Below are 19,354 nucleotides of genomic sequence, written 5' to 3'. Positions count from 1 at the left end.
CCGCCCATGTTCTATGAGCCCGAAAAACGCGACCACGGCCTGCCCTTCTCGCCACTGAAGGCGATCGTCGCCCCCCGGCCGATCGGCTGGATCTCGACGCTGAGCGCGGCGGGCGTGACGAACCTCGCGCCTTATTCCTTCTTCAACCTCATTTCAGAGGATCCGGCCCTGGTGATGTTCTCCTCGGTCGGGCGCAAGCACAGCGTCGTCAATATCGAGGCGACGGGCGAGTTCGTGTGCAATCTCGCGACCCTCGCGCTGATCGATGCGGTCAACATCTCGTCCGCCGATCTGCCTGCGGATCGCAGCGAGTTCGACCATGCCGGCCTCGACCCGGCGCCTTCGCGGCTCGTCAAGCCGCCGCGCGTCGCGGCCGCGCCGTGCGCGCTGGAATGCGTCTATGTCGAGACCCTGCGGCCCAAGGACCGTCATGGCCGCACGGTCGACCGGCATGTGGTGATCGGCGAGGTGATCGGCGTTCATATCGACGACGCCGTCGTGCATGACGGGCGTGTCGACACCGCCTTGATGGGGGCGCTCGCCCGTTGCGGCTATATGGACTTCTCGGTGGTCGACGCCGTGGTCGAGCGGCTTCGTCCCGGGTCCGTGCGTTAGGCCGGCGCCGATGCGTCCGCTGTCGCTCCGGGCCGAGGTCGCCAAGCAATTGATGGCGGGCGCGGCCGGCGTCCTGGCGGGGGAGAACCCGCTTCGACGGATCCGAAAGGCGCTGCGCCTTCTGTCCGCGCCGTCCGAGGGACCGGCAGCCGGGGATCGCGGCGTGCTGGAAGCGGGGTTCCGCGTGGTCCGGCTCGCGCCGATCGAAACCGCGCGTCCGCTCTGCCTCCTCGTCACCTATGCGCCCGACGGGCGGCCCTTTCCTCACACGCTCCGGCTCTGCGGCGATCTGCGCCGGGCGGGTCTGACCCTGATCCTGATCGTCGCGACCGACCGGCCGGATCTCGACTGCCTCGATCCCGGGCCGGACGTCGTGGACGGCTTGGTCGTGCGCGCCAATGAGGGCTACGACTTCGCCGCCTGGGCGGCGACCTTGCGCCATATTCCCGAAGCCTGGGACGCGGCCGAACTCTGGTTCGCCAATGACAGCGTCTATCATTCGGCCCCCGCCCTTGCGGAGCTGCTCCAGCGCGCCCGGCAGAGCCCGGCGGCGGCCGTCGCGCTGACCGGCAGCACGCAGATCGCGCCGCATTTCCAGAGCTATTTCTTTCTCCTCAAGCCGGCCGCGCTGACCCGCGCCCCGGTGCGCGAATTCTGGTGGGGCGTGCGCGCCCATGCCGACAAGAATGCCGTCATCCGGGCCTATGAGGTGGGCCAGAAGGCGATGCTGGAAGCGGCCGGCGTCGAGGTCGACATCCTGTTTCCGGCGTCCGCCGGGGGCGCTGAAAATCAGCTTCAGACAGGCTGGCGCGCGCTCCTCGATGAAGGCTTTCCGTTCGTGAAGATCGAGCTGCTGCGCGACAACCCGCATGGGGCCGACCTCACCGGCTGGCGCGACCTGCTCGCCGCCCGCGGCTTTTCGGTGGAGGATATCGCGTTTCATCTCGGCGCGCGGGCGGACGGGGCCGCGGCACTTCTCGCGCTGAAATAGCCGTCTCAGACAGCCGTCTCAGATAGCCGTCTCGGGCGCCGTCTCACTCGCCTTGGCGGATCTTGCAGGGCAGCGACCGCTCGGTCGGGCCGTAGATCACGATATCGGGCTTGAAGCGGGCGATCGCGCCCCAGTCGAAGCGGCAGAATTCGTGCGTCATCCAGCCGAAGCGGCTGGTGCGGGCGGCGAGCAGGCGCGGCCAATAATGCTGGGTGAAGGAATCGCCGATCACCAGAATGCTCGGCCCGTCATGTCCCGTGGAATAGGCATAGGGCCGGAACGGATCGTTCGCCGGGCGTTCCGGCACGAGCCCGGAAAGCGGCACGAGCGTCGCCTTGGGCAGGGGGTCGCGCTCGGCATAATCGCGGTCGCCGCGGGGATCGGCATCGCCGAGATAGCGGGCAAGGTCGCCCGAGGGAACCGCCTGCAGCGGGCCGATGGCCGCACTTTCGGGGATTTCGAGGTCCGGCCGTCCCGCCGCAGCCATGGCCGCGTTGAAGGCGATCAGCGCGGCGCGCTGGGTCCAGTGGGTGTCGGTGCGGCGATAGACCGGGCCGGCGGCCTTCGCGGCGGTCAGGATCGGCCGCAGATCGACAAAAGCGAGGCCGCGGCGCGCGGCATCCTCCGCGGCGAGGTCGAACTCGGTGGGCGTGCGCATCTGTCCGCGGGCCCAGTCGGGCAGCTTTTCCGGGATGATGGCGGCGGCATTGGGCATCGGCATGACGACGAGCCGCCCGTCCCAGGGCTTCAGCGTCGCTTGCAGCCGGGCGAGCGTCTCCCCCAGCGCCGCCATGGCCGGCCGGCGGACCAGCAGGCCGAGCGCCTGATCCATGGTGCGGTCGCCGGTATAAAAGAGCTGCCCGTCGGCGCCGATCGCCACCGGCCGGGCGCGCGTGCTGTCGAAGGCGCGGGCATAGCCGGCATTCGCCGCCATGATCACGCCGCGGAAGCCGAAATTGGCGTTGATGAAGGGATCGAGCCGCTCCGTCGCGCGCATCCACCAGCGCTCCGCCGGGGCGATCACCGGGCGGGCGGGTCCGGGAATGTCCGGCAGGACATGGCCCAAAGTCGGCAGGAGCAGCACGCCGGCGAAGATCAGGCACCACCAGCGGCGATAGGCGAGGAGCAGCGGCATCGTCATGTCTCTCTCGATGACCGGGAAGACCGGTTCACCGATCGGGCTCTAAAATTGAAAATAGAGGAACGGACTGTAGTTGGCCGCCCCGACCGTGATCACGCTGAGCACGAAAATGGCCAGCATGACGGCGGTGTCGCAGACCGCGAACAGAAGGCGGCGCAGTTTCGCCGGTACGGGGCCGGGCGGCGGGGTCGGCAGGCCCCAGATGGCGAGTGGCCAGCCGAGGATCATCATGGCGATGGTCACCGGCTGAAGCGCTCCGACCAGAGCCGGCGAGAGCGCCGCGAACCCGTTGAGCCCGACCAGCGCCGAGAACAGATCCAGCGCGTCCGGCAGGGTCGGCGCGCGGAACCAGACCCAGCCGGACAGAAAGACCAGCATCACATAAGCATGGCGCAGGACGCGGGGCGCGCGCGCCAGAGCGGCGCCGAACCGCGTGCGTTCCAACACCAGGAACAGGCCGTGATGGGCGCCCCAGATCACGAAGGTCCAGCTCGCCCCGTGCCATATCCCGCACAGCAGAAACACGGTCCACAGATTGATCGCGGTGTGCAGATGGCCCCGGCGGTTGCCGCCCAAAGGGATATAGACATAGTCGCGGAACCAGCTCGACAGGCTCATATGCCAGCGGCGCCAGAAATCGGTGATCGAGCGCGCGCCGTAGGGCAGGCGGAAATTGCGCGGGAAATTGAGGCCCATCGCCAAAGCGAGGCCGATCGCCATGTTGGAATAGCCGCCGAAGTCGAAATAGATCTGCAGCGCATAAGCCAGCAGGCCGAGCCAGGCGGCGGAAAAGCTTAAAGCCGTGCCGCCGTCGAACACCAGAGCCGCGATCGGCGCGACCTCGTCGGCGATCAGCACCTTCCAGGACAGGCCGATGACGAAGATGCGCAGCCCCGCCGAGACGCGCCCCGCAGTGGTGCGCCGGTCGCGGATGCGGGTCGCGATGGTCGAATAGCGCACGATCGGCCCGGCGACGAGCTGGGGAAACATGGTGATATAGACCGCGATCTCCTCGAACCGCCCATTGGCGCGCGCCCGGCCGCGATAGATGTCGATGAGATAGGAGATGGCGTGGAAGGTGAAGAAGGAGATGCCGAGCGGCAGCTCCACATGCAGCACCGGCAGCGCCCAGGCGTCCGGCAGAAGCAGGTTCAGGTTCGCCGCCAGGAAGCCGATATATTTGAAGAAGACCAGACCCGCCAGATTGAGCCCGACGGCGATCCAGAGCGGGCCGAGCCGCCGGCCCGCCGGCCGCGCGCCGATGGCCAGAGCGGCGGCGTAATTGCCGGCCATCGAGACGCCGAGCACGATCAGGTTCGACAGCCCGCCCCAGCCGTAGAAGACGAGCGAAAAGGCGAGCAGAACGATGTTGCGCGCCCGCGTCCCCCGGACCGCGAAATAGGCCAGGAGGAAGGCCGGCAGGAAATAATAGAGGAAGGTGACGGAGGAGAAGACCATGCGCGCCGCGGAGGTGGATCGGGGTGGGGGTGAGCCCGCGCCTCAATAGACGAATTGTTCGCGCAAGATGCGCTCTTCTAGCCCGTGATCGGGGTCGAATAGCATGGATGAAGAGGTATTCGAATCCAGTTTCGCGGTGACCCGCACCACATTGCGCACCTCGAAATGGTCCGCCACCGCGCTCACCGGCCGCTTGCCGCAGTCCAGCACCTCGATCTCGATCCGCCCCTTGTCCGGCACCAGCGCCCCCCGCCAGCGGCGCGGGCGGAACGGAGAAATTGGCGTCAAAGCAAGCAGAGGCGTGCCGAGTGGCAGGATCGGCCCATGGGCGGAGAGATTGTAGGCGGTCGAGCCGGCCGGCGTCGCGACGATCACCCCGTCGCAGATCAGTTCTTCCAGCCGCACCTTGCCGTCGATCGAGACGCGCAGCTTACCGGCTTGATAAGTCTGGCGAAAAAGAGCCACTTCGTTGAAGGCGGGCGCCCGGTATTCGGCGCCCGCCTGATCGACCGCCTCCATCAGAAGCGGGTGGATCGCCACCTGGACGGCCGCCGCGAGGCGCTCGGGCAGCCGGTCCTCGCGATAGGTGTTCATGAGGAAGCCGACCGAGCCGCGGTGCATGCCGTAGATCGGCACGCCGCGGCCGCGGCAGGCATGAAGCGTCTGAAGCATAAGGCCATCGCCGCCGAGGGCGACGATGACGTCGGCCTCGGCCGGGTCCACCCGGCCATAGCGGGCGATCAGCCGCTCCCGCGCCGCCTCGGCCTCGGGCGTGGCGGCGGCGGCGAAAGCGATCCTGTGGAACGCGCGCGCCTCGCTCTCCGGCGTCTCGTCGCCGGGCGATCCGGCCGTTGCGGGGATGAGTGGAGGATCGATCATGGCGGGCTCGGTCTCATGACGGCCGCGCCGGCGGCTCCTCTCGATGCGCCGAAACGGCGCCCCGCCTTCGTATCGGGCGCGGGCGGGCTTGTCGAGGCGGCGCCCGGTGGGCATGGTCCCTTGCTGATCGGGAGGGGCGCCATGGACCTGAAGCTCGTCTATTCGACCTTTCCGTCGGTGGCCTCCGCCGAGGCCGTCGCCCGCACCGTGGTCGCCGAACGGCTCGCCGCCTGCGCCAACATCCTGCCCACCATGATCTCGGTCTATGCGTGGCAGGGGGTGATGGAGCGGGCCGACGAGGTGGTGCTTCTGCTCAAAACCACGGCAACGTGCGCGGCCGATCTGATGGCCCGGGTGAAGGCCGAGCATCCCTACGAGGTGCCCGCCATCGTCCTGATCCCCCTTGCTGGTGCTGATTCGGACTTTGCGGCCTGGGTCGGCGCGCAGACCCGCCCCGGCGGGCTTCCGCGGGGATAGTGCGGGATGCGATCTTGTGGACGACCTCGGGTGCATCGGGCTGTTATGGCCGCGGTTCAAGGGCTTGCGCAAAACGTGCCATTTCGCGTCGGCGGCGAACGTCTTAGAATTGTGAGGTGAAGGCAGAAGAAAAGGGGGCCGCCGGGCAGTCGGTGGATAAGGGAATGGGCGGAAATTGCGGTCGGCGGGCGCGAATCTGGTTGTGTTCAGTCTCCAGCCTGAGCTTGTTTTTGGCCGGAGGCGGGGGCGCGCTGGCGCAGTCGAGCGCGTGGGACGCGATCATCTCCAATTCGAACTGGTATGTGACCGTCCCGCAGATGCTGGCCTATGCCGCGCCCAGCACATCCTTCGCGGACCCCGTGCCGATCGGCGATCAGACGCTGTGGAGCCTCGGCACCTCGGTTAACGGCGTGTTCTCCGGCACCTCCACGGGCCAACTCCAGATCGGGCCGATCGTCAGCACGTCCTATCTCGAAATTCACGGCGTCGTGACGACCGACGGCATGATTACCATGCTGTTCACGCCCGCCACGGGCGTCTCTACGATCGGCCTCGGCCAGATGCAGCAGGTCGGCGACGTGACCACCATGGAAATGCAAATGATCACCGGGACGAGCCTGCTCGTCACGCACTGGGCCTATATGACGCCCTATGATCCGGCGACCTTCACCCCGCCGACGGCCCAAGTGGTGCCGAGCAATGCGTCGCCGCAATGGGCCTGGACCGCGGGGACACCCTGGCGGGTCGTCAGCCCGGCTTTGTTCGGCTCGGCGGCACCGGGCACCGTGGTCTTCACCAATTACAAGAGCGGCTATTTCTGGGGCGTGGGCGTCGGCCCGGACGGCAACCCCAATTCCAGCTTCACGGTGCTCGGCTCGATCACGCCGCAGGGCAAGGTGCTGTTCAACGTCATCCAGGATGGCACCCTCGTCAGCCTGTATGGCGCTGCGGAGGGCGATCCTGCGGCGGCGCAGATGCTTCTCGGCAGCTATGATATCCGCGGCATCTTCACCGGCGATATTACCGGGCTGTCCCTGGTGCCGGCTTATTCCCGCACGGTCGCGGCCGCGCAGAACCCCTCCGCCGTCGGCGCCGCGACCGCGCTCTATTCGGTCGCCGGGACATCCGACGGCCTGTTCGGGCCGCTCGCGCCCGTCATCGGTCAGTTGAACACGCTGCAAGGCGCCGCGCTCAATGCGGCGGTCAGCCAGACCGTGCCGGTGCTCTCCGGCGCGGCGGCGCAGGCGACCTTCAACACCCAGCGCATCACGCAGCAATTGGTGCAGGATCGCATCGACACCCTCCAGCAGGACGACCGGGGCAGTGCGCGCAATGCCTGGATCAAGCCGTTCGGATCGCTCGCGACCCAGAGCACGCAGGATGGCGTGCCCGGCTATCACACGGCCGGAGGCGGCTTCATCGCCGGTCTGGACCGTGTGTTCGCACCCGGCGTCGTGGCCGGCGGGTCCTTCTCGTATGCCTATAACCAGATCACCAGTTATTCCGGGATCGCGCCCAGCAGCCTCGATACGAATACCTATCAGATCGGGCTCTATGGCAGCATTGCTTCGCCGGGCGGCTTCGCCCTCGATCTCGAGGCCGATCTCGGCCTGAACCAGAACGCGACCTCCCGCGCCATCGCCTTTATGGGCAGCACGGCGACGGCGGACTATACCGGCAACACCGTCCATGTCGGCGGCGGCATGCGCCAGATGCTGAATGTCGCGCCGGGGACCAGTCTGGCGCCGCAGCTGCGGCTCGATTATGCCCAGGTGCGGGCGGGCAGTTATGCCGAGTCCGGGGCCGGGGCGCTGAACCTTCAGGTCAGCTCGCAGCTCTATCAGGAACTCGTCCTGTCGGCCGGGCTGCGCGGCGCCTATCGCCTCGCGAACGGGATGCAACTCACCGCCAAAGGGGCGGTGGGCTACAACGCACTCGACAATGAGACCCAGATCACCGCCTTCTTCGCCGGCGGGGGGCCGACTTTCGTGACATCGGGCCCCGAGGTTTCGCCCTGGCTGCTCTCGGGGGGCATCGGCCTTGCCGGGCCGGCCTCGGACACGCTCGACCTCGGCGTCTATTACGATGTCCAGGCCAGCCCGTCCGGCTTCTTCTCCCAGCTCGCCTCCGTCGCGGTGAAGATGAAATTCTGAGGCGACGCGCGCGAGGGGCGCTATGGGCCGAACCCGGCGACGGCGCTGTCCTCGGCCGTGTTGTCGGGACGATGGTTGCGGTGCGGCCGGGCATCGGCCGCACCGCGAGCACGTGTGAGACGACCTTACAGGACTGGCATCCAGTTGATCGGCACGTAGCGATAGTTCGCCCCATCCTTCTCGACATGGGCGGCGGCGGGGAAGGGGAAGTGGAAGCCGGCGACCAGCATGCGCTCGGCCGAGACCATGTCGTAGACCCGCTTGCGCGTCTCTTCCGCCTTGGCGGCATCCATGTCGTACATGACATGCCAGGAGGGGTTGCGCAGGAACAGAACGGGGATGTTGGTCACGTCCGATTGGATGAACAGGCTGGAATTTCCGGAGGCGAGACGGAACGAGGTGTGGCCCGGCGTATGGCCATTGGTGGCGACCGGCGTGAGGTTGGGCACGATCTCCTTGTCCCAACCATATTTCTCCACCTTGCCCTCGAACGGCTTGAAGACGCGTCGGGCATTCTGGAAGGCGCCCTTCATGGCGTCGGGGGCGCGGCTCATCGCGCCGTCATCCATCCAGAAGGCCCATTCGGCCTCCGGCACCATCACCTGAGCATTGGGGAAAGCGGGTGTGCCCTGGGCGGTGAGGAGGCCGTTGATGTGGTCGCCGTGGAAATGCGAGATCACCACCGCATCCACGGTCTTGGGATCGATGCCGATTGCGGCCATCGTGCCCTGGCTGAGACCGACCGTGCCTTGGGCGGGGCCGTTTCCGGTATCGACCACGACGAGCTTTCCGCCGGTGTTCAGAAGCAGGATGTTGAAATTCACCGTCACCTGGTTTTCGGGGAGAAAGCCGGCCTTCAGCGCGGCGTTGACGGCTTCGCGCGGCTGGTTGCGGACGAAATTGTCGGCCAGGGGGAACGTCCGGACGCCGTCGCTCACGACGGTCGCCTCGACATCGCCCACCTTGTAGCGGTAGGCGCTCGGCACCTGGGTCGCTGCAGGCGGCGCGGCGGCGAGAGCGGGGGCGGCGAGGGGGGCCGAGACGAGGGTCGATCCCGCAGCGCCGGCCGCGGCGACTGCGAGAAAATTGCGGCGCGAAAGCTCGGACATGGCTCTCTCCTTGGCCTCCGATGCGGGGCGCGCGGAGCCTAAGGCGGGGCCGGCTTCCGGTCGATGACGCTAGGTCGCCTCGACGCTCACGTTTCAGCGAGCGCCGAGGCGGGGGGCGGCTTCAGCGGGCCGGCGGGGCGTATTGGATCCCGCCGAGATTCCAGAGTTGATTGATGCCACGCGGAATCGCGAGCTTCGAGCCGGTGCCGACATTGCGCTCATACACCTCGCCGTAATTGCCGACCGCCTTGACGATCCGCACGGCATAATCCTTGGTCAGGCCGAGCTGCTCGCCGTAATTGCCCTCATTGCCGACCAGCCGCTTCACATCCGGCTTCTGGGACTTCAAGGCGGCTTCGATATTGGCCTGGGTCACGCCGAGCTCTTCGGCGTTCAACATGGCGTAATGGGTCCATTTGACGATGTTGAACCACTGGTCGTCGCCCTGGCGCACCACGGGGCCGAGCGGCTCCTTGGAGATCACGTCGGGCAGCACGATGTGGTCGGCCGGCTTCTTCATCACGAGGCGCAGCGCGAAGAGCTGAGAGACATCCGTCGTCAGCGTGTCGCAGCGGCCGTCCTCATAGGCCTTGACCATCTCCTCGGAGGTCGGGACGGTCACGAGTTCGAGCTTCATCGTGTTGGTCTTGAAGAAGTCCTCGGTGTAGCCGACGGCGGTCGTACCGCTCTGGACGCACACCTTGGATCCGTCGAGTTCCAGGGCCGACAGCACCTTGCGCGAATTCGGCACCAGGAAGCCCTGGCCGTCATAATACGTGATGGGGCCGAACAGCAGGTTCAGCTTGGCCTCGCGCTCGAGGGTCCAGGTGGAATTGCGTGAGAGCACGTCGATCGCGCTGTTCTGGAGTGCCGGGAAACGGTCGTCCGCGGAGAGAGGAACGAATTTCACCTTGGCGGGATCGTTCAGCACGGCGGCGGCGACGGCGCGGCAGAAATCCACGTCGAAGCCGGTCCAGGTGCCTTTGGCGTCGGGCTGGGAGAAGCCGGGAAGGCCCCGGCTGACCCCGCAGTTCAATTCGCCGCGATCCTTCACGGCCTTGAGCGTCTGCGCGCCCGCGCCGTGCGCCGAAAGCGCCAGCGTGGCGCCGGCGAGGAGGGTCAGGAGGGTCTTCATGGCAGAAGCCTCTTCGATCTGTTCAGGGAGGATTGCGGTGCCGACCGGCGCCGCAGAAGCGAAAAGGCCGCCCGGGGGGGCGGCCAAAATCGGATCAGAGTTCGACCGCTTGGCGGACGATGACCTTCGTTCCGACCGGCACCCGGTTGTAGAGGTCGATCACCTCGCTGTTGACGAGACGGAAACATCCCGACGACACGGCATAGCCGATCGTGTCGGGCTGGTTCGTGCCGTGGATGCGATAGACGGTGCCGCCGAGATAAAGCGCGCGCGCGCCCATCGGATTGCCCGGTCCGCCCGCCATGAAGCGCGGGAGATAGGGCTGGCGCTGAATCATTTCCGCCGGCGGCGTCCAGTCCGGCCATTCCGCCTTGCGCACCACCTTCACGAGGCCCTGCCAAGTGAAGCCGTCACGGCCGACGCCGATGCCGTAGCGCAGCGCGCGGTTGTTGCCTTCGACGAGATAAAGAAACCGGTCGTTTGTGGAGATGATGATCGTTCCCGCCGGCTCGCTGGTGCGGAAATAGACCGGCTGCCGGCGATAGGCCGGATCCATGTCCACTTCGTCGTCGGCCGGCGGCACGAGCCCCGGTTGGTCGCCCACGTCCAGCGCGGCACCGATCCCGCGGGGCGGGACTGGAGTGTACTGGGCCATGGCCATCGTGCCGAACAAAAGCGCACCCGCCTGGACGAGCGCCGTCAATGCCAGGATCCTCAAACTGAAAGCCATCGTCGCAGGCCTCTCTCATCGCCCCGGGCCGCCGCTTCAGACCGCCCCGCGCCACGTCCCCAACGGCGCACCTCGCATGGGATTATCCGAGGCTAGAGCGAAGGAAAAGTGAAAAACCTTGTGCGACGCGGCGCAGCTCTTCCTCGCATTTCCGGCGAGGACGAACCTGAACCGGCGAAGCGCCTCGGCTTCGCAGGCGACCCCGTCGGGTGGCCGGGTCCGCAGGCGGTGCGCAGGTCCGCTCCAAAACCCACGCCGCTCGCTCATCCCGGCCGATGCAACCATCTGGACAGGGTGTCACTTTGCGTAAAGAGTCGGAGCCGCGGGAGTGCCCCGGTCGGGCCGGCGGTGCGGCCTCCGCAGTGGCGCGGCCAGCGCCGCGGCTTATGCCGTGCCGCCGCTGGAGTCCCGGACCCGTGAGGACATGCTGCAAGCTTGGCTCGTCGTCTTCGTCGCGCTCGCTTATATCGGCCTGTTGTTTGCCGTGGCGAGTTTCGGCGATCGGCTGCGCCGCGCCAACCGCAGCGTCGCGCCGCGCCCGCTGATCTATTCGCTCTCGCTGGCGGTCTATTGCACCTCGTGGACTTTCTTCGGATCGGTCGGTCTCGCCACCCTCCAGGGGTTTGACTTTCTCACCATCTATCTCGGCCCGATCATCGTCATCGTCGCGGCGACGCCGGTTCTGACGCGCATCGTCCGTCTCGCCAAGGCGCAGAACATCACGTCGATCGCCGATTTCATGGCGGCGCGCTACGGCAAGCATCAGGGGATCGCCGCGCTCGTGACGGTCGTCGCCATCGTCGGCTCGATTCCCTATATCTCCTTGCAGCTCAAGGCGGTTTCGTCCTCGCTTCTGGCGATGATGGGGCATCTCGGCTCGGAACCGCTGCCGGGCTCGATCGGCGGCGACCTCGCTTTGTTCGTCGCCTTCGCCATGGCCGCCTTCGCCGTCTTATTCGGCACGCGCCATGCCGACGCCACCGAGCACCAGGAAGGCCTGATGCTGGCCGTCTCGGCGGAATCCATCGTCAAGCTGGTCGCGTTTCTCGCGGTCGGTTTCTTCGTCACCTTCCTCCTTTTCGACGGTCCCGGCGCCCTGCTTCATGCGGCCCGCGAGACCGGCGTCGTTGCGCCCTTCGAGCGCGGCATTTCGCTCGAGAATTGGGTGACGATGACGGTCCTATCCGCCGGCGCCTTCGTTCTTCTCCCGCGCCAGTTCCACGTCGCGGTGGTGGAGAATCGCGGTGTCGAGGAGATCCGGCGCGCACGCTGGCTGTTCCCGCTCTATCTGGTTCTGATCAATCTCTTCGTCGTGCCGCTGGCGCTCGCCGGCATGGTGCTGTTCCCGCTCCAGACGGTCGACCGCGACGTGTTCGTGCTGGCGGTTCCCTTGGCGGCCGGAGCGGAGGCTCTGGCTCTGCTGGCCTTTGTCGGCGGCCTTTCGGCGGCGACGGCGATGGTGATCGTCGAGACCGTGGCGCTCGCCATCATGATCTCGAACGACCTCATCATGCCGCTTTTGCTGCGGCGGCGCGCGGCGCGCGGCGAGATGCAGCAGACGCCGCACGACATGGTGGGCGTGCTGCTTTCGGTGCGCCGCGCCGCAATCTTCACGATCCTGCTCCTGACCTATCTCTATTACCGCACGACCGGCGACGTGCAGCTCGCCCAGATCGGCCTCCTGTCCTTCGCGGCCGTGGCGCAGGTCGGGCCGGCCTTCGCGGCCGGACTGCTGTGGCGCCGCGTAACGGCCAAGGCGGCGATCACCGGCATCCTGGCCGGCATCCTGGTCTGGGGCTATACGCTGCTGCTTCCGAGCCTCGCCGATGCCGGTCTGGTGCCGCATCTGCTCGTCGAGGAGGGGCCGTTCGGGATTGGTCTGCTGCGCCCCACCCATCTGCTCGGCCTCGAAGCGGGCCCTCTTGCCCATGGGGTGGCCTGGAGCCTGGGGCTCAACACGCTGCTGCTGATCAGCGTCTCGCTGCTGACCCGGCCGTCCTCCATCGAACAGGTGCAGGCCGAGCTCTTCATCGCCACCGAACCGGTGCTGCCGCGTCCGACATTCCGGCGGTGGCGCTCTTCGGTCACGGTGGAGGAACTGGTGACCACGGTCGCCCGCTATCTCGGCGAGGAACGCGCGCGATCGGCCTTCGGCAATTTCGCCCGCGAGCGCGGCGCGAAGCTCGACCCGCGCCACGAGGCCGATGCGCAACTGGTGCGCTATGCCGAGCATTTGCTGGCCTCGGCGATCGGGGCGGCCTCGTCGCGCCTCGTTCTGTCGCTCCTGCTGCGCAAGCGCGCCGTCTCCACCAAGGCTGCGCTGAAGCTTTTGGATGATGCCTCGGCCGCGATCCAGTACAATCGCGAACTGCTCCAGACCGCGATCGATCATGTCGGCCAGGGAATCGCGGTGTTCGATCGCGAACTCCACCTCGTCTGCTGGAACCGGCAGTTCGGCGACATGCTGGACCTCCCGCCGGAATGCTACGCGATCGGCGTGCCGCTGGAGGAGATCCTGCGCCATGCCCCGGCCGAGCCGGAGGATGGGCTGGAGGCGATCGGCACGCGCCTGGCCCGCTATGCCGCGGGCGGGCCTGGCTGTCAGGAGCGCCTACGCCACCGCACCGCGACGATCGAAGCGCGTTCAGACCCCCTGCCTGACGGCGGCATCGTCGTCACCTTCACGGACATTTCGGCCTCGGTCGAAGCGGAGATGGCGTTGGAGAGCGCCAACGAGACCCTCGAACGCCGCGTTCGCGAGCGGACAGACGAACTCGAGCGCTTGAACCGCGCCCTGGAGCGCGCCCGCACCGCCGCCGACGAGGCCAATCTTTCAAAGACCCGCTTCCTTGCCGCCGCCAGCCACGACATCCTCCAGCCGCTCAATGCCGCGCGGCTTTATGTGACGAGCCTGGTCGAGCGTGCCCAGGCGCCGGATCAGGCGCGACTCGCCGGGAACATCGATTCATCCCTGGAGGCCGTGGAGGACATTCTGTCCGCTTTGCTCGACATCTCGCGGCTCGACAGCGGCGCGATGCGGCCGGAATTCGCGCCGTTCAGAATTCGCGAGGTGATGCGCCAGCTCGAACTCGAATTTGCCCCCATGGCGGCGGAGAAGAAGCTCGAGCTCACTTTCGTCGCCTCCTCGCTGACCGTGCGTTCGGACCGTCGTCTGCTTCGTCGTCTGCTTCAGAATTTGATTTCGAACGCCATCAAATACACGCCGAAAGGACGCGTCCTGGTGGGGTGCCGGCGGCGGCGCGGCAAGCTCAGGGTCGAGGTCTGGGATACCGGCATGGGAATCCCGCGCTCCAAGCACAAGGTGATCTTTCAGGAATTCCAGAGGCTCGACCAGGGCGCGCGGCAGGCGCGCGGCCTCGGCCTCGGCCTCTCCATCGTCGAGCGGATCGCACGCGTTCTGGAGCATCCGGTCACCATCCGCTCGGTGCCGGGCCGGGGATCGGGCTTTGCCGTCGAACTCCCGATCGCGGTGGCGCTGCCGGACGTGACCCCCGCGTCGCGGCCTGCCGGCATCGCACTGGCGCCGCTTCAAGGGCTCGTCATCCTCGCCATCGACAATGAGGCGACGATCCTCGACGGGATGGAATTGCTGCTCACCGGCTGGGGCTGCACCGTCATTAAGGCGCAGGATGCGACCGGCGCGCTGCGCGAAGTGAGGGCCGCCCGCGCCAAGCCGGACTTCGTGTTGGTCGATTACCATCTCGACGGCGGCCACGGCATCGATGCGGTCATCGCCTTGCGCTGGAAGCTCGGCGATTTGCCGGCGGTCCTGATCACCGCGGACCGGACCCGCAAGGTGCGGGACGCCGCCCGCGCGGCGGACATGACGGTTCTCCACAAGCCGCTGAAGCCGGCTGCGCTGCGCGCCCTTCTGGCGCAGCGCCGGATTTCTCGTCCGGCGGCCGAATAGCCCGTCTTCGGCGTCGTCTCGCTCGGCGTCATCTTGGCCTTGGGATGGTCCCGGTTCCTCCCCGGCACCGCCAAACTCCCGCCCCGATCGACCTTCAGTCTCTCTCGTGTCGGAGAGAGATCGCGGTGCTTTCTTTAAGCATTTCGAAAGTAGAACCTCGTCTCCGGCAAGAGGGGCAGTACGCATCTTGTTAACCCTATCGGAGGTCGCCATGACATTTACCATCAATGTTCCGGTGTTCCCGATGCGGCAGGAGATCGAAGCGCGCCGCGCCAAGGGCGTGCCAGGGTTCCAGACCCAGGCGCCGCGGCGTCGTTCGCGCGACGCGGATGGCTTCTTCGAACTTGAACTGCTGCCTCTGGACCAGATCGACAGCGTCGAGACCACCCGGTCCCGCTGGCGCCGCCGCGGCTGAGGGGACGAGCGCGACGCCGGCTTTCCGGCGTCGCGGGGTGCGGCGGCGGCGCCGATTGGCGCTCACGGTCGCGATCCGGTAAGGTTCGTCAACGCCCAAAGTAGCCGCGCGAGCCGAAATGACCGATTTGCCCCGCACAGACGCGCCCCATGTCGGCCCCGCAGCGGAGCCGGGTGCGGACACGCATTTCGGCTACCGGACCGTCCCCCTCGCGGAGAAGCAGGGGCTCGTCGATGACGTGTTCCACAAGGTCGCGCGGCGCTACGACATCATGAACGACCTCATGTCCGGCGGCCTTCATCGGCTGTGGAAGGACGCGCTGGTCTCCAAGGTGCGCCCCCCCAAGGGCGAGCGTTCGTTCCGGCTGCTGGATCTCGCCGGAGGGACCGGTGACGTCGCCTTCCGCGTGGTGCGGGCCGGCGGCGTCGGGACGCAGGCCGTCGTGGCCGACATCAATTCGGACATGCTCGAAGTCGGGCGCGCGCGCGCCGCGAAAGCCGGGCTCGACGGACGGGTCGAGTTCGTCGAAGCCAATGCCGAGGCGCTGCCCTTTCCGGATGCGCATTTCGACGCCGTCACGATCGCCTTCGGCATCCGCAACGTCCCGCGCATCGATGTGGCGCTCCGGCAGATGTGTCGCGTGCTGAAGCCGGGCGGCCGGGCGCTGGTTCTCGAGTTTTCCCGCGTCGACGTGCCGATGCTCGACAAGATCTACGAGGCCTATTCCTTCCGGGTGATTCCCGAGCTCGGCCGCCGCGTGGCCGGGGATGCCGAACCTTATCGGTATCTGGTGGAATCGATTCGCCGCTTTCCGGCGCCGGAAGCGTTCGCCCGCATGATGCGGGACGCCGGCTTCGGCCATGTCACGCACACGTCCATGACGGGCAATGTGGTAGCCTTGCATTCCGGGTACCGCATCTGATGGCCCAGCCACGTCTCGCGCCGAACGGCGCCGCACCCGGGACCGACGCGTGATTCTGCTTCTCGCCGACCTCGCCCGCCTCGCCCGGTCCGGCTATGTCATGGCCCGCGAGGGCGTGCTCAGCCTGGTTCCCTCCGGAGCCGTGCCGCCGCCCGCACGGCCCTTGCTGCACATCGCCCGTCTGATCGCGCGGCCGGATGCCGGCAGCCGCGCGGCGCGGCTGTCCGCCGCTTTGGGGCGGCTCGGCCCGTCTTACGTGAAACTCGGGCAATTCCTGGCGACCCGTCCCGACGTCGTGGGAACCACGGTTGCCCGCGACCTGGAGGTTCTTCAGGATCGCATGCCGCCCTTCGGCCAGGACATTGCGGAGGCGATGGTCGCCGAAGCCCTGGACCGCCCGCTGTCCTCGGCTTTTGCGGCGTTCGGACCGGCGGTCGCCGCCGCGTCCATCGCCGAGGTACATCAGGCGCAGGTGCCGGACGGGGCCGGGACGTTCCGCACCGTGGCCGTCAAGGTTCTGCGCCCCGACATCGAGCACCGGTTCCGCAGCGACATGGCGAGCTTTCGCCGGCTCGCCGCGTTCGCCGAGCGCAATTCCCCGGAGGCGCGGCGCCTGAGGCTCGAGGCGGTGGTGGAAACGCTCGCCCGGTCGGTGTCCATGGAAATGGACCTGCGCCTGGAAGCCGCCGCCTATGCCGAGCTGAAGGAAAACACCAAGGACGACGCAGAGATTTACGTGCCGGCGGTGGATTGGGACCGCTCGGGCCGCGAAGTGCTCACCACCGAATGGATCGAGGGGATAAAGCTGTCCGACCGGACCGCTCTGGAAGCGGCCGGCCACGATCTGAAGGCGCTGGCGCGGATCGTTATGCAGTCCTTCCTGCGGCAGGCGATGCGGGACGGCTTCTTCCATGCCGACATGCATCCCGGAAATCTGTTCGTCGACGCGCAGGGCCGGCTCGCCGTGGTCGATTGCGGCATTATGGGGCGGCTCGGGGTGAAGGAGCGCCGGTTTCTCGCGGAGATCCTGTACGGCTTCATCACCCGCGACTGGCGCCGCACCGCGCAGGTGCATTTCGACGCGGGCTACGTGCCGATGCACCATTCGGTGGAGGATTTTTCGCTCGCCATACGGGCGATCGGCGAGCCGATCCATTCCCGCAGCGCCGAGCAGATCTCGATGGCCAAGCTGCTGTCGCTGCTGCTCGAGGTGACCGCGCTTTTCGACATGAAGACGCGGCCGGAACTGGTTCTGCTGCAGAAGACCATGGTGGTGGTGGAGGGTGTCGCCCGCTCGCTCGATCCACAACTCAATATGTGGACGACATCGGCCCCGGTCGTCGAAGACTGGATCGCCCGCAATCTCGGGCCGGTCGGCCGCCTTCAGGAGGCCGGCGCAGGCCTCGGCGAAGTCGGGTCGTTCGTCGCCGACGTGCCCGCTCTGCTCACCCGGGCGGGACGGGTGGTGACCCAACTCGACGAAGCCACCCGCAGCGGCCTGTCTCTGTCGCCCGAGACCCTGGAGGGGATCGGCCGCGCCGAAGCCCGCCGGGCCTTCTGGGGCAATGCCGCGCTCTGGGTGATCGCGCTCGCGCTTTTGATCCTCGCTTTGAAATAGACGTGCAGCAGGAAGGGCGATGCCCTTTCCGGCGATTTCCTGCTATCCAGCGCCGGTCCGCGCGAGAGGTGGTCCCATGCTGCACGAACGTCGCATCCTCCTCGTCATAGGCGGCGGGATCGCCGCCTATAAGTGCCTGGAGCTGATCCGCCGCCTGAAGGATCGGGGGGCAAGCGTCCGCGTGATCCTCACCCGCGCCGCCAAGCAGTTCGTCACCCCGCTTTCGGTCGGCGCCCTCTCCGGGGAACGGGTGTTCGACGATTTGTTCGATCTCACCGCCGAGCAGGACATCGGCCATATCCGCCTGTCCCGCGAGGCCGACATCGTCGTCGTCGCGCCCGCGACGGCGGACCTGATGGCGAAGGCTGCGAACGGTTTCGCCGACGATCTCGCCTCGACCGCCTTGCTGGCCACCGACAAGCCCGTTTTGATGGCGCCGGCCATGAATCCGCGCATGTGGGCGCATCCCGCGACCCGGCGCAACGTCGCCCGTCTGAGGGAGGACGGGATCTTCTTCGTCGGGCCGAATTCCGGCGCCATGGCGGAGCGGGGCGAATTCGGCGAGGGCCGGATGGCCGAGCCCGCGGAACTGATCGCCGCGATCGAGGCGCGCTTTTCCGACGAAGGCGTGCTGCTGAAGGGCCGCCGGCTGCTCGTCACGTCCGGGCCGACCCACGAGCCGATCGACCCGGTCCGCTATATCGCCAATCGCTCGTCCGGCAAGCAGGGGCATGCGATCGCCGCTGCCGCCGCCGCCGCCGGCGCCGAAGTGGTCCTGATCTCCGGTCCGGTGGACGTGCCGGACCCGCGGGGTGTCACCTTGGTGCGGGTCGAGAGCGCGCAGGACATGCTCGCCGCCGTCGAGGAACATTTGCCGGTGGATGCCGCGGTGTTCGCCGCCGCCGTCGCAGACTGGCGGGTGGCCACGGCCTCCGGGCAGAAGATCAAGAAGGACGGGGAGGGGGCGCCGGCTCTGGCGCTGGTGGAAAATCCCGACATCCTCTCCGCAGTGGCGCACCACCGCACGCTTCGCCCGCGTCTCGTGGTCGGCTTTGCCGCCGAGACCGAGAATGTGGTGCCGAACGCGAAGGCGAAGCGGCTGCGCAAAGGGTGCGACTGGATCGTTGCGAACGACGTGTCGCCGGCGACCGGCATCATGGGAGGCGACGTCAACACCGTTCATCTCGTGACCGGGGAGGGGGTCGAAGACTGGCCCTCGGCGAGCAAGGCCGAGGTCGCCCGCAAATTGGTGGCGCGCATCGCCGGCGCGTTGGCGGGAGGCGGCGAATGACCCCGTCGGTGCTCCAGGTCCACGTCGCCCGTCTGCCGCATGGCGAAGGCCTTGCGCTGCCGGCCTATGCCAGTGCCGGCGCGGCCGGGCTCGACCTTCTCGCCGCCATTCCCGCCGAAGCGCCGGTCATGCTTGCGCCAGGTGCCTGGGCGGCTGTACCGACCGGCCTCTCGCTTGCCCTTCCAGCGGACTTCGAAGCCCAGGTGCGGCCGCGCTCCGGGCTCGCCCTGAAATCCGGCGTCACCGTCCTGAACGCCCCGGGCACGGTCGACAGCGATTATCGCGGGGAGATCAAAGTGCTGCTGATCAATCACGGCACGGCGCCCTTCGTGGTGGAGCGCGGGATGCGGATCGCCCAGCTGGTCGTGGCGTCGGTCACACGGATAATGCTGGTCGAGGACGGAAAATTAAACGAAACTGCACGCGGGGCCGGTGGTTTTGGTTCAACGGGCCTTCACGCAGCCCCGGTTTTGAAATAGCCACAGCGAT

16 protein-coding genes are annotated in these 19,354 nt (G+C 67.3%); 10 read left to right on the top strand and 6 right to left on the bottom strand.

What is annotated here, in order from left to right; genetic code table 11:
* Window positions 1-6: 6 nt before the first annotated feature.
* Both EDC64_RS01550 and EDC64_RS01545 read left to right on the top strand, forming a co-directional pair.
* Complete coding sequence (locus EDC64_RS01550) at window positions 7-615, top strand: flavin reductase family protein (protein WP_132029037.1); 609 nt, start codon at window positions 7-9, stop codon at window positions 613-615.
* Between the two features lie 10 nt (window positions 616-625).
* Window positions 626-1,606: a rhamnan synthesis F family protein gene (locus tag EDC64_RS01545; RefSeq protein ID WP_132029034.1), complete on the top strand. Its 981-nt coding sequence runs from the start codon at window positions 626-628 to the stop codon at window positions 1,604-1,606.
* A 43-nt stretch (window positions 1,607-1,649) separates the two neighbouring features.
* On the opposite strand, the gene EDC64_RS01540 is transcribed toward EDC64_RS01545, so the two are convergent.
* From EDC64_RS01540 to EDC64_RS01530, 3 genes are read right to left on the bottom strand one after another with little or no spacing between them, the layout of a single operon-like run.
* Window positions 1,650-2,747, bottom strand: coding sequence for an alginate O-acetyltransferase AlgX-related protein (locus tag EDC64_RS01540; RefSeq protein ID WP_245504481.1), 1,098 nt, complete (start codon window positions 2,745-2,747; stop codon window positions 1,650-1,652).
* A gap of 42 nt (window positions 2,748-2,789) precedes the next feature.
* Window positions 2,790-4,205 carry an MBOAT family O-acyltransferase gene (locus EDC64_RS01535; protein WP_132029031.1) on the bottom strand — a complete coding sequence of 472 codons (1,416 nt, stop codon included), beginning with the start codon at window positions 4,203-4,205 and terminating at the stop codon, window positions 2,790-2,792.
* 42 nt (window positions 4,206-4,247) lie between these two features.
* Entirely contained in the window at window positions 4,248-5,084 is an 837-nt protein-coding gene (locus EDC64_RS01530) for an NAD kinase (protein WP_132029028.1), read from the bottom strand.
* Between the two features lie 141 nt (window positions 5,085-5,225).
* Here EDC64_RS01530 and cutA point away from each other — a divergent pair, with 141 nt between their 5' ends.
* Window positions 5,226-5,561: a divalent-cation tolerance protein CutA gene (gene cutA, locus EDC64_RS01525; protein WP_132029025.1), complete on the top strand. Its 336-nt coding sequence runs from the start codon at window positions 5,226-5,228 to the stop codon at window positions 5,559-5,561.
* A 230-nt stretch (window positions 5,562-5,791) separates the two neighbouring features.
* Window positions 5,792-7,714, top strand: a complete 1,923-nt coding sequence (locus EDC64_RS01520) for an autotransporter family protein (protein WP_165933603.1) — start codon at window positions 5,792-5,794, stop codon at window positions 7,712-7,714.
* 125 nt (window positions 7,715-7,839) lie between these two features.
* On the opposite strand, the gene EDC64_RS01515 is transcribed toward EDC64_RS01520, so the two are convergent.
* The 3 genes from EDC64_RS01515 to EDC64_RS01505 form a co-directional block, all read right to left on the bottom strand.
* Window positions 7,840-8,823 (bottom strand): MBL fold metallo-hydrolase, encoded by a 984-nt coding sequence (locus EDC64_RS01515; protein WP_132029019.1) that lies wholly within the window; start codon window positions 8,821-8,823, stop codon window positions 7,840-7,842.
* A gap of 121 nt (window positions 8,824-8,944) precedes the next feature.
* Window positions 8,945-9,958, bottom strand: coding sequence for an amino acid ABC transporter substrate-binding protein (locus tag EDC64_RS01510; RefSeq protein WP_132029016.1), 1,014 nt, complete (start codon window positions 9,956-9,958; stop codon window positions 8,945-8,947).
* Between the two features lie 94 nt (window positions 9,959-10,052).
* Window positions 10,053-10,688 (bottom strand): L,D-transpeptidase, encoded by a 636-nt coding sequence (locus tag EDC64_RS01505; protein WP_420808934.1) that lies wholly within the window; start codon window positions 10,686-10,688, stop codon window positions 10,053-10,055.
* 424 nt (window positions 10,689-11,112) lie between these two features.
* Between EDC64_RS01505 and EDC64_RS01500 the strand changes: the two genes are divergently transcribed.
* From EDC64_RS01500 to dut, 6 genes are all read left to right on the top strand, one after another.
* Window positions 11,113-14,619: a PAS domain-containing hybrid sensor histidine kinase/response regulator gene (locus EDC64_RS01500; protein WP_132029013.1), complete on the top strand. Its 3,507-nt coding sequence runs from the start codon at window positions 11,113-11,115 to the stop codon at window positions 14,617-14,619.
* A gap of 211 nt (window positions 14,620-14,830) precedes the next feature.
* Entirely contained in the window at window positions 14,831-15,034 is a 204-nt protein-coding gene (locus EDC64_RS01495; protein ID WP_132029010.1) for a hypothetical protein, read from the top strand.
* 118 nt (window positions 15,035-15,152) lie between these two features.
* Entirely contained in the window at window positions 15,153-15,956 is an 804-nt protein-coding gene (ubiE, locus tag EDC64_RS01490; RefSeq protein WP_132029007.1) for a bifunctional demethylmenaquinone methyltransferase/2-methoxy-6-polyprenyl-1,4-benzoquinol methylase UbiE, read from the top strand.
* Between the two features lie 49 nt (window positions 15,957-16,005).
* Window positions 16,006-17,574 (top strand): 2-polyprenylphenol 6-hydroxylase, encoded by a 1,569-nt coding sequence (gene ubiB, locus EDC64_RS01485; protein ID WP_132029004.1) that lies wholly within the window; start codon window positions 16,006-16,008, stop codon window positions 17,572-17,574.
* Between the two features lie 76 nt (window positions 17,575-17,650).
* Window positions 17,651-18,865 carry a bifunctional phosphopantothenoylcysteine decarboxylase/phosphopantothenate--cysteine ligase CoaBC gene (gene coaBC, locus EDC64_RS01480; RefSeq protein ID WP_132029001.1) on the top strand — a complete coding sequence of 405 codons (1,215 nt, stop codon included), beginning with the start codon at window positions 17,651-17,653 and terminating at the stop codon, window positions 18,863-18,865.
* Entirely contained in the window at window positions 18,862-19,344 is a 483-nt protein-coding gene (dut, locus tag EDC64_RS01475; RefSeq protein WP_132028998.1) for a dUTP diphosphatase, read from the top strand. The genes coaBC and dut overlap by 4 nt, the downstream gene beginning before the upstream one ends.
* The last annotated feature ends 10 nt before the right edge of the window (window positions 19,345-19,354 follow it).

Origin of the sequence: Aquabacter spiritensis, assembly GCF_004346185.1 — a bacterium.
Lineage (GTDB): Bacteria > Pseudomonadota > Alphaproteobacteria > Rhizobiales > Xanthobacteraceae > Aquabacter > Aquabacter spiritensis.
This window is presented reverse-complemented; position numbering and strand designations above follow the sequence as displayed.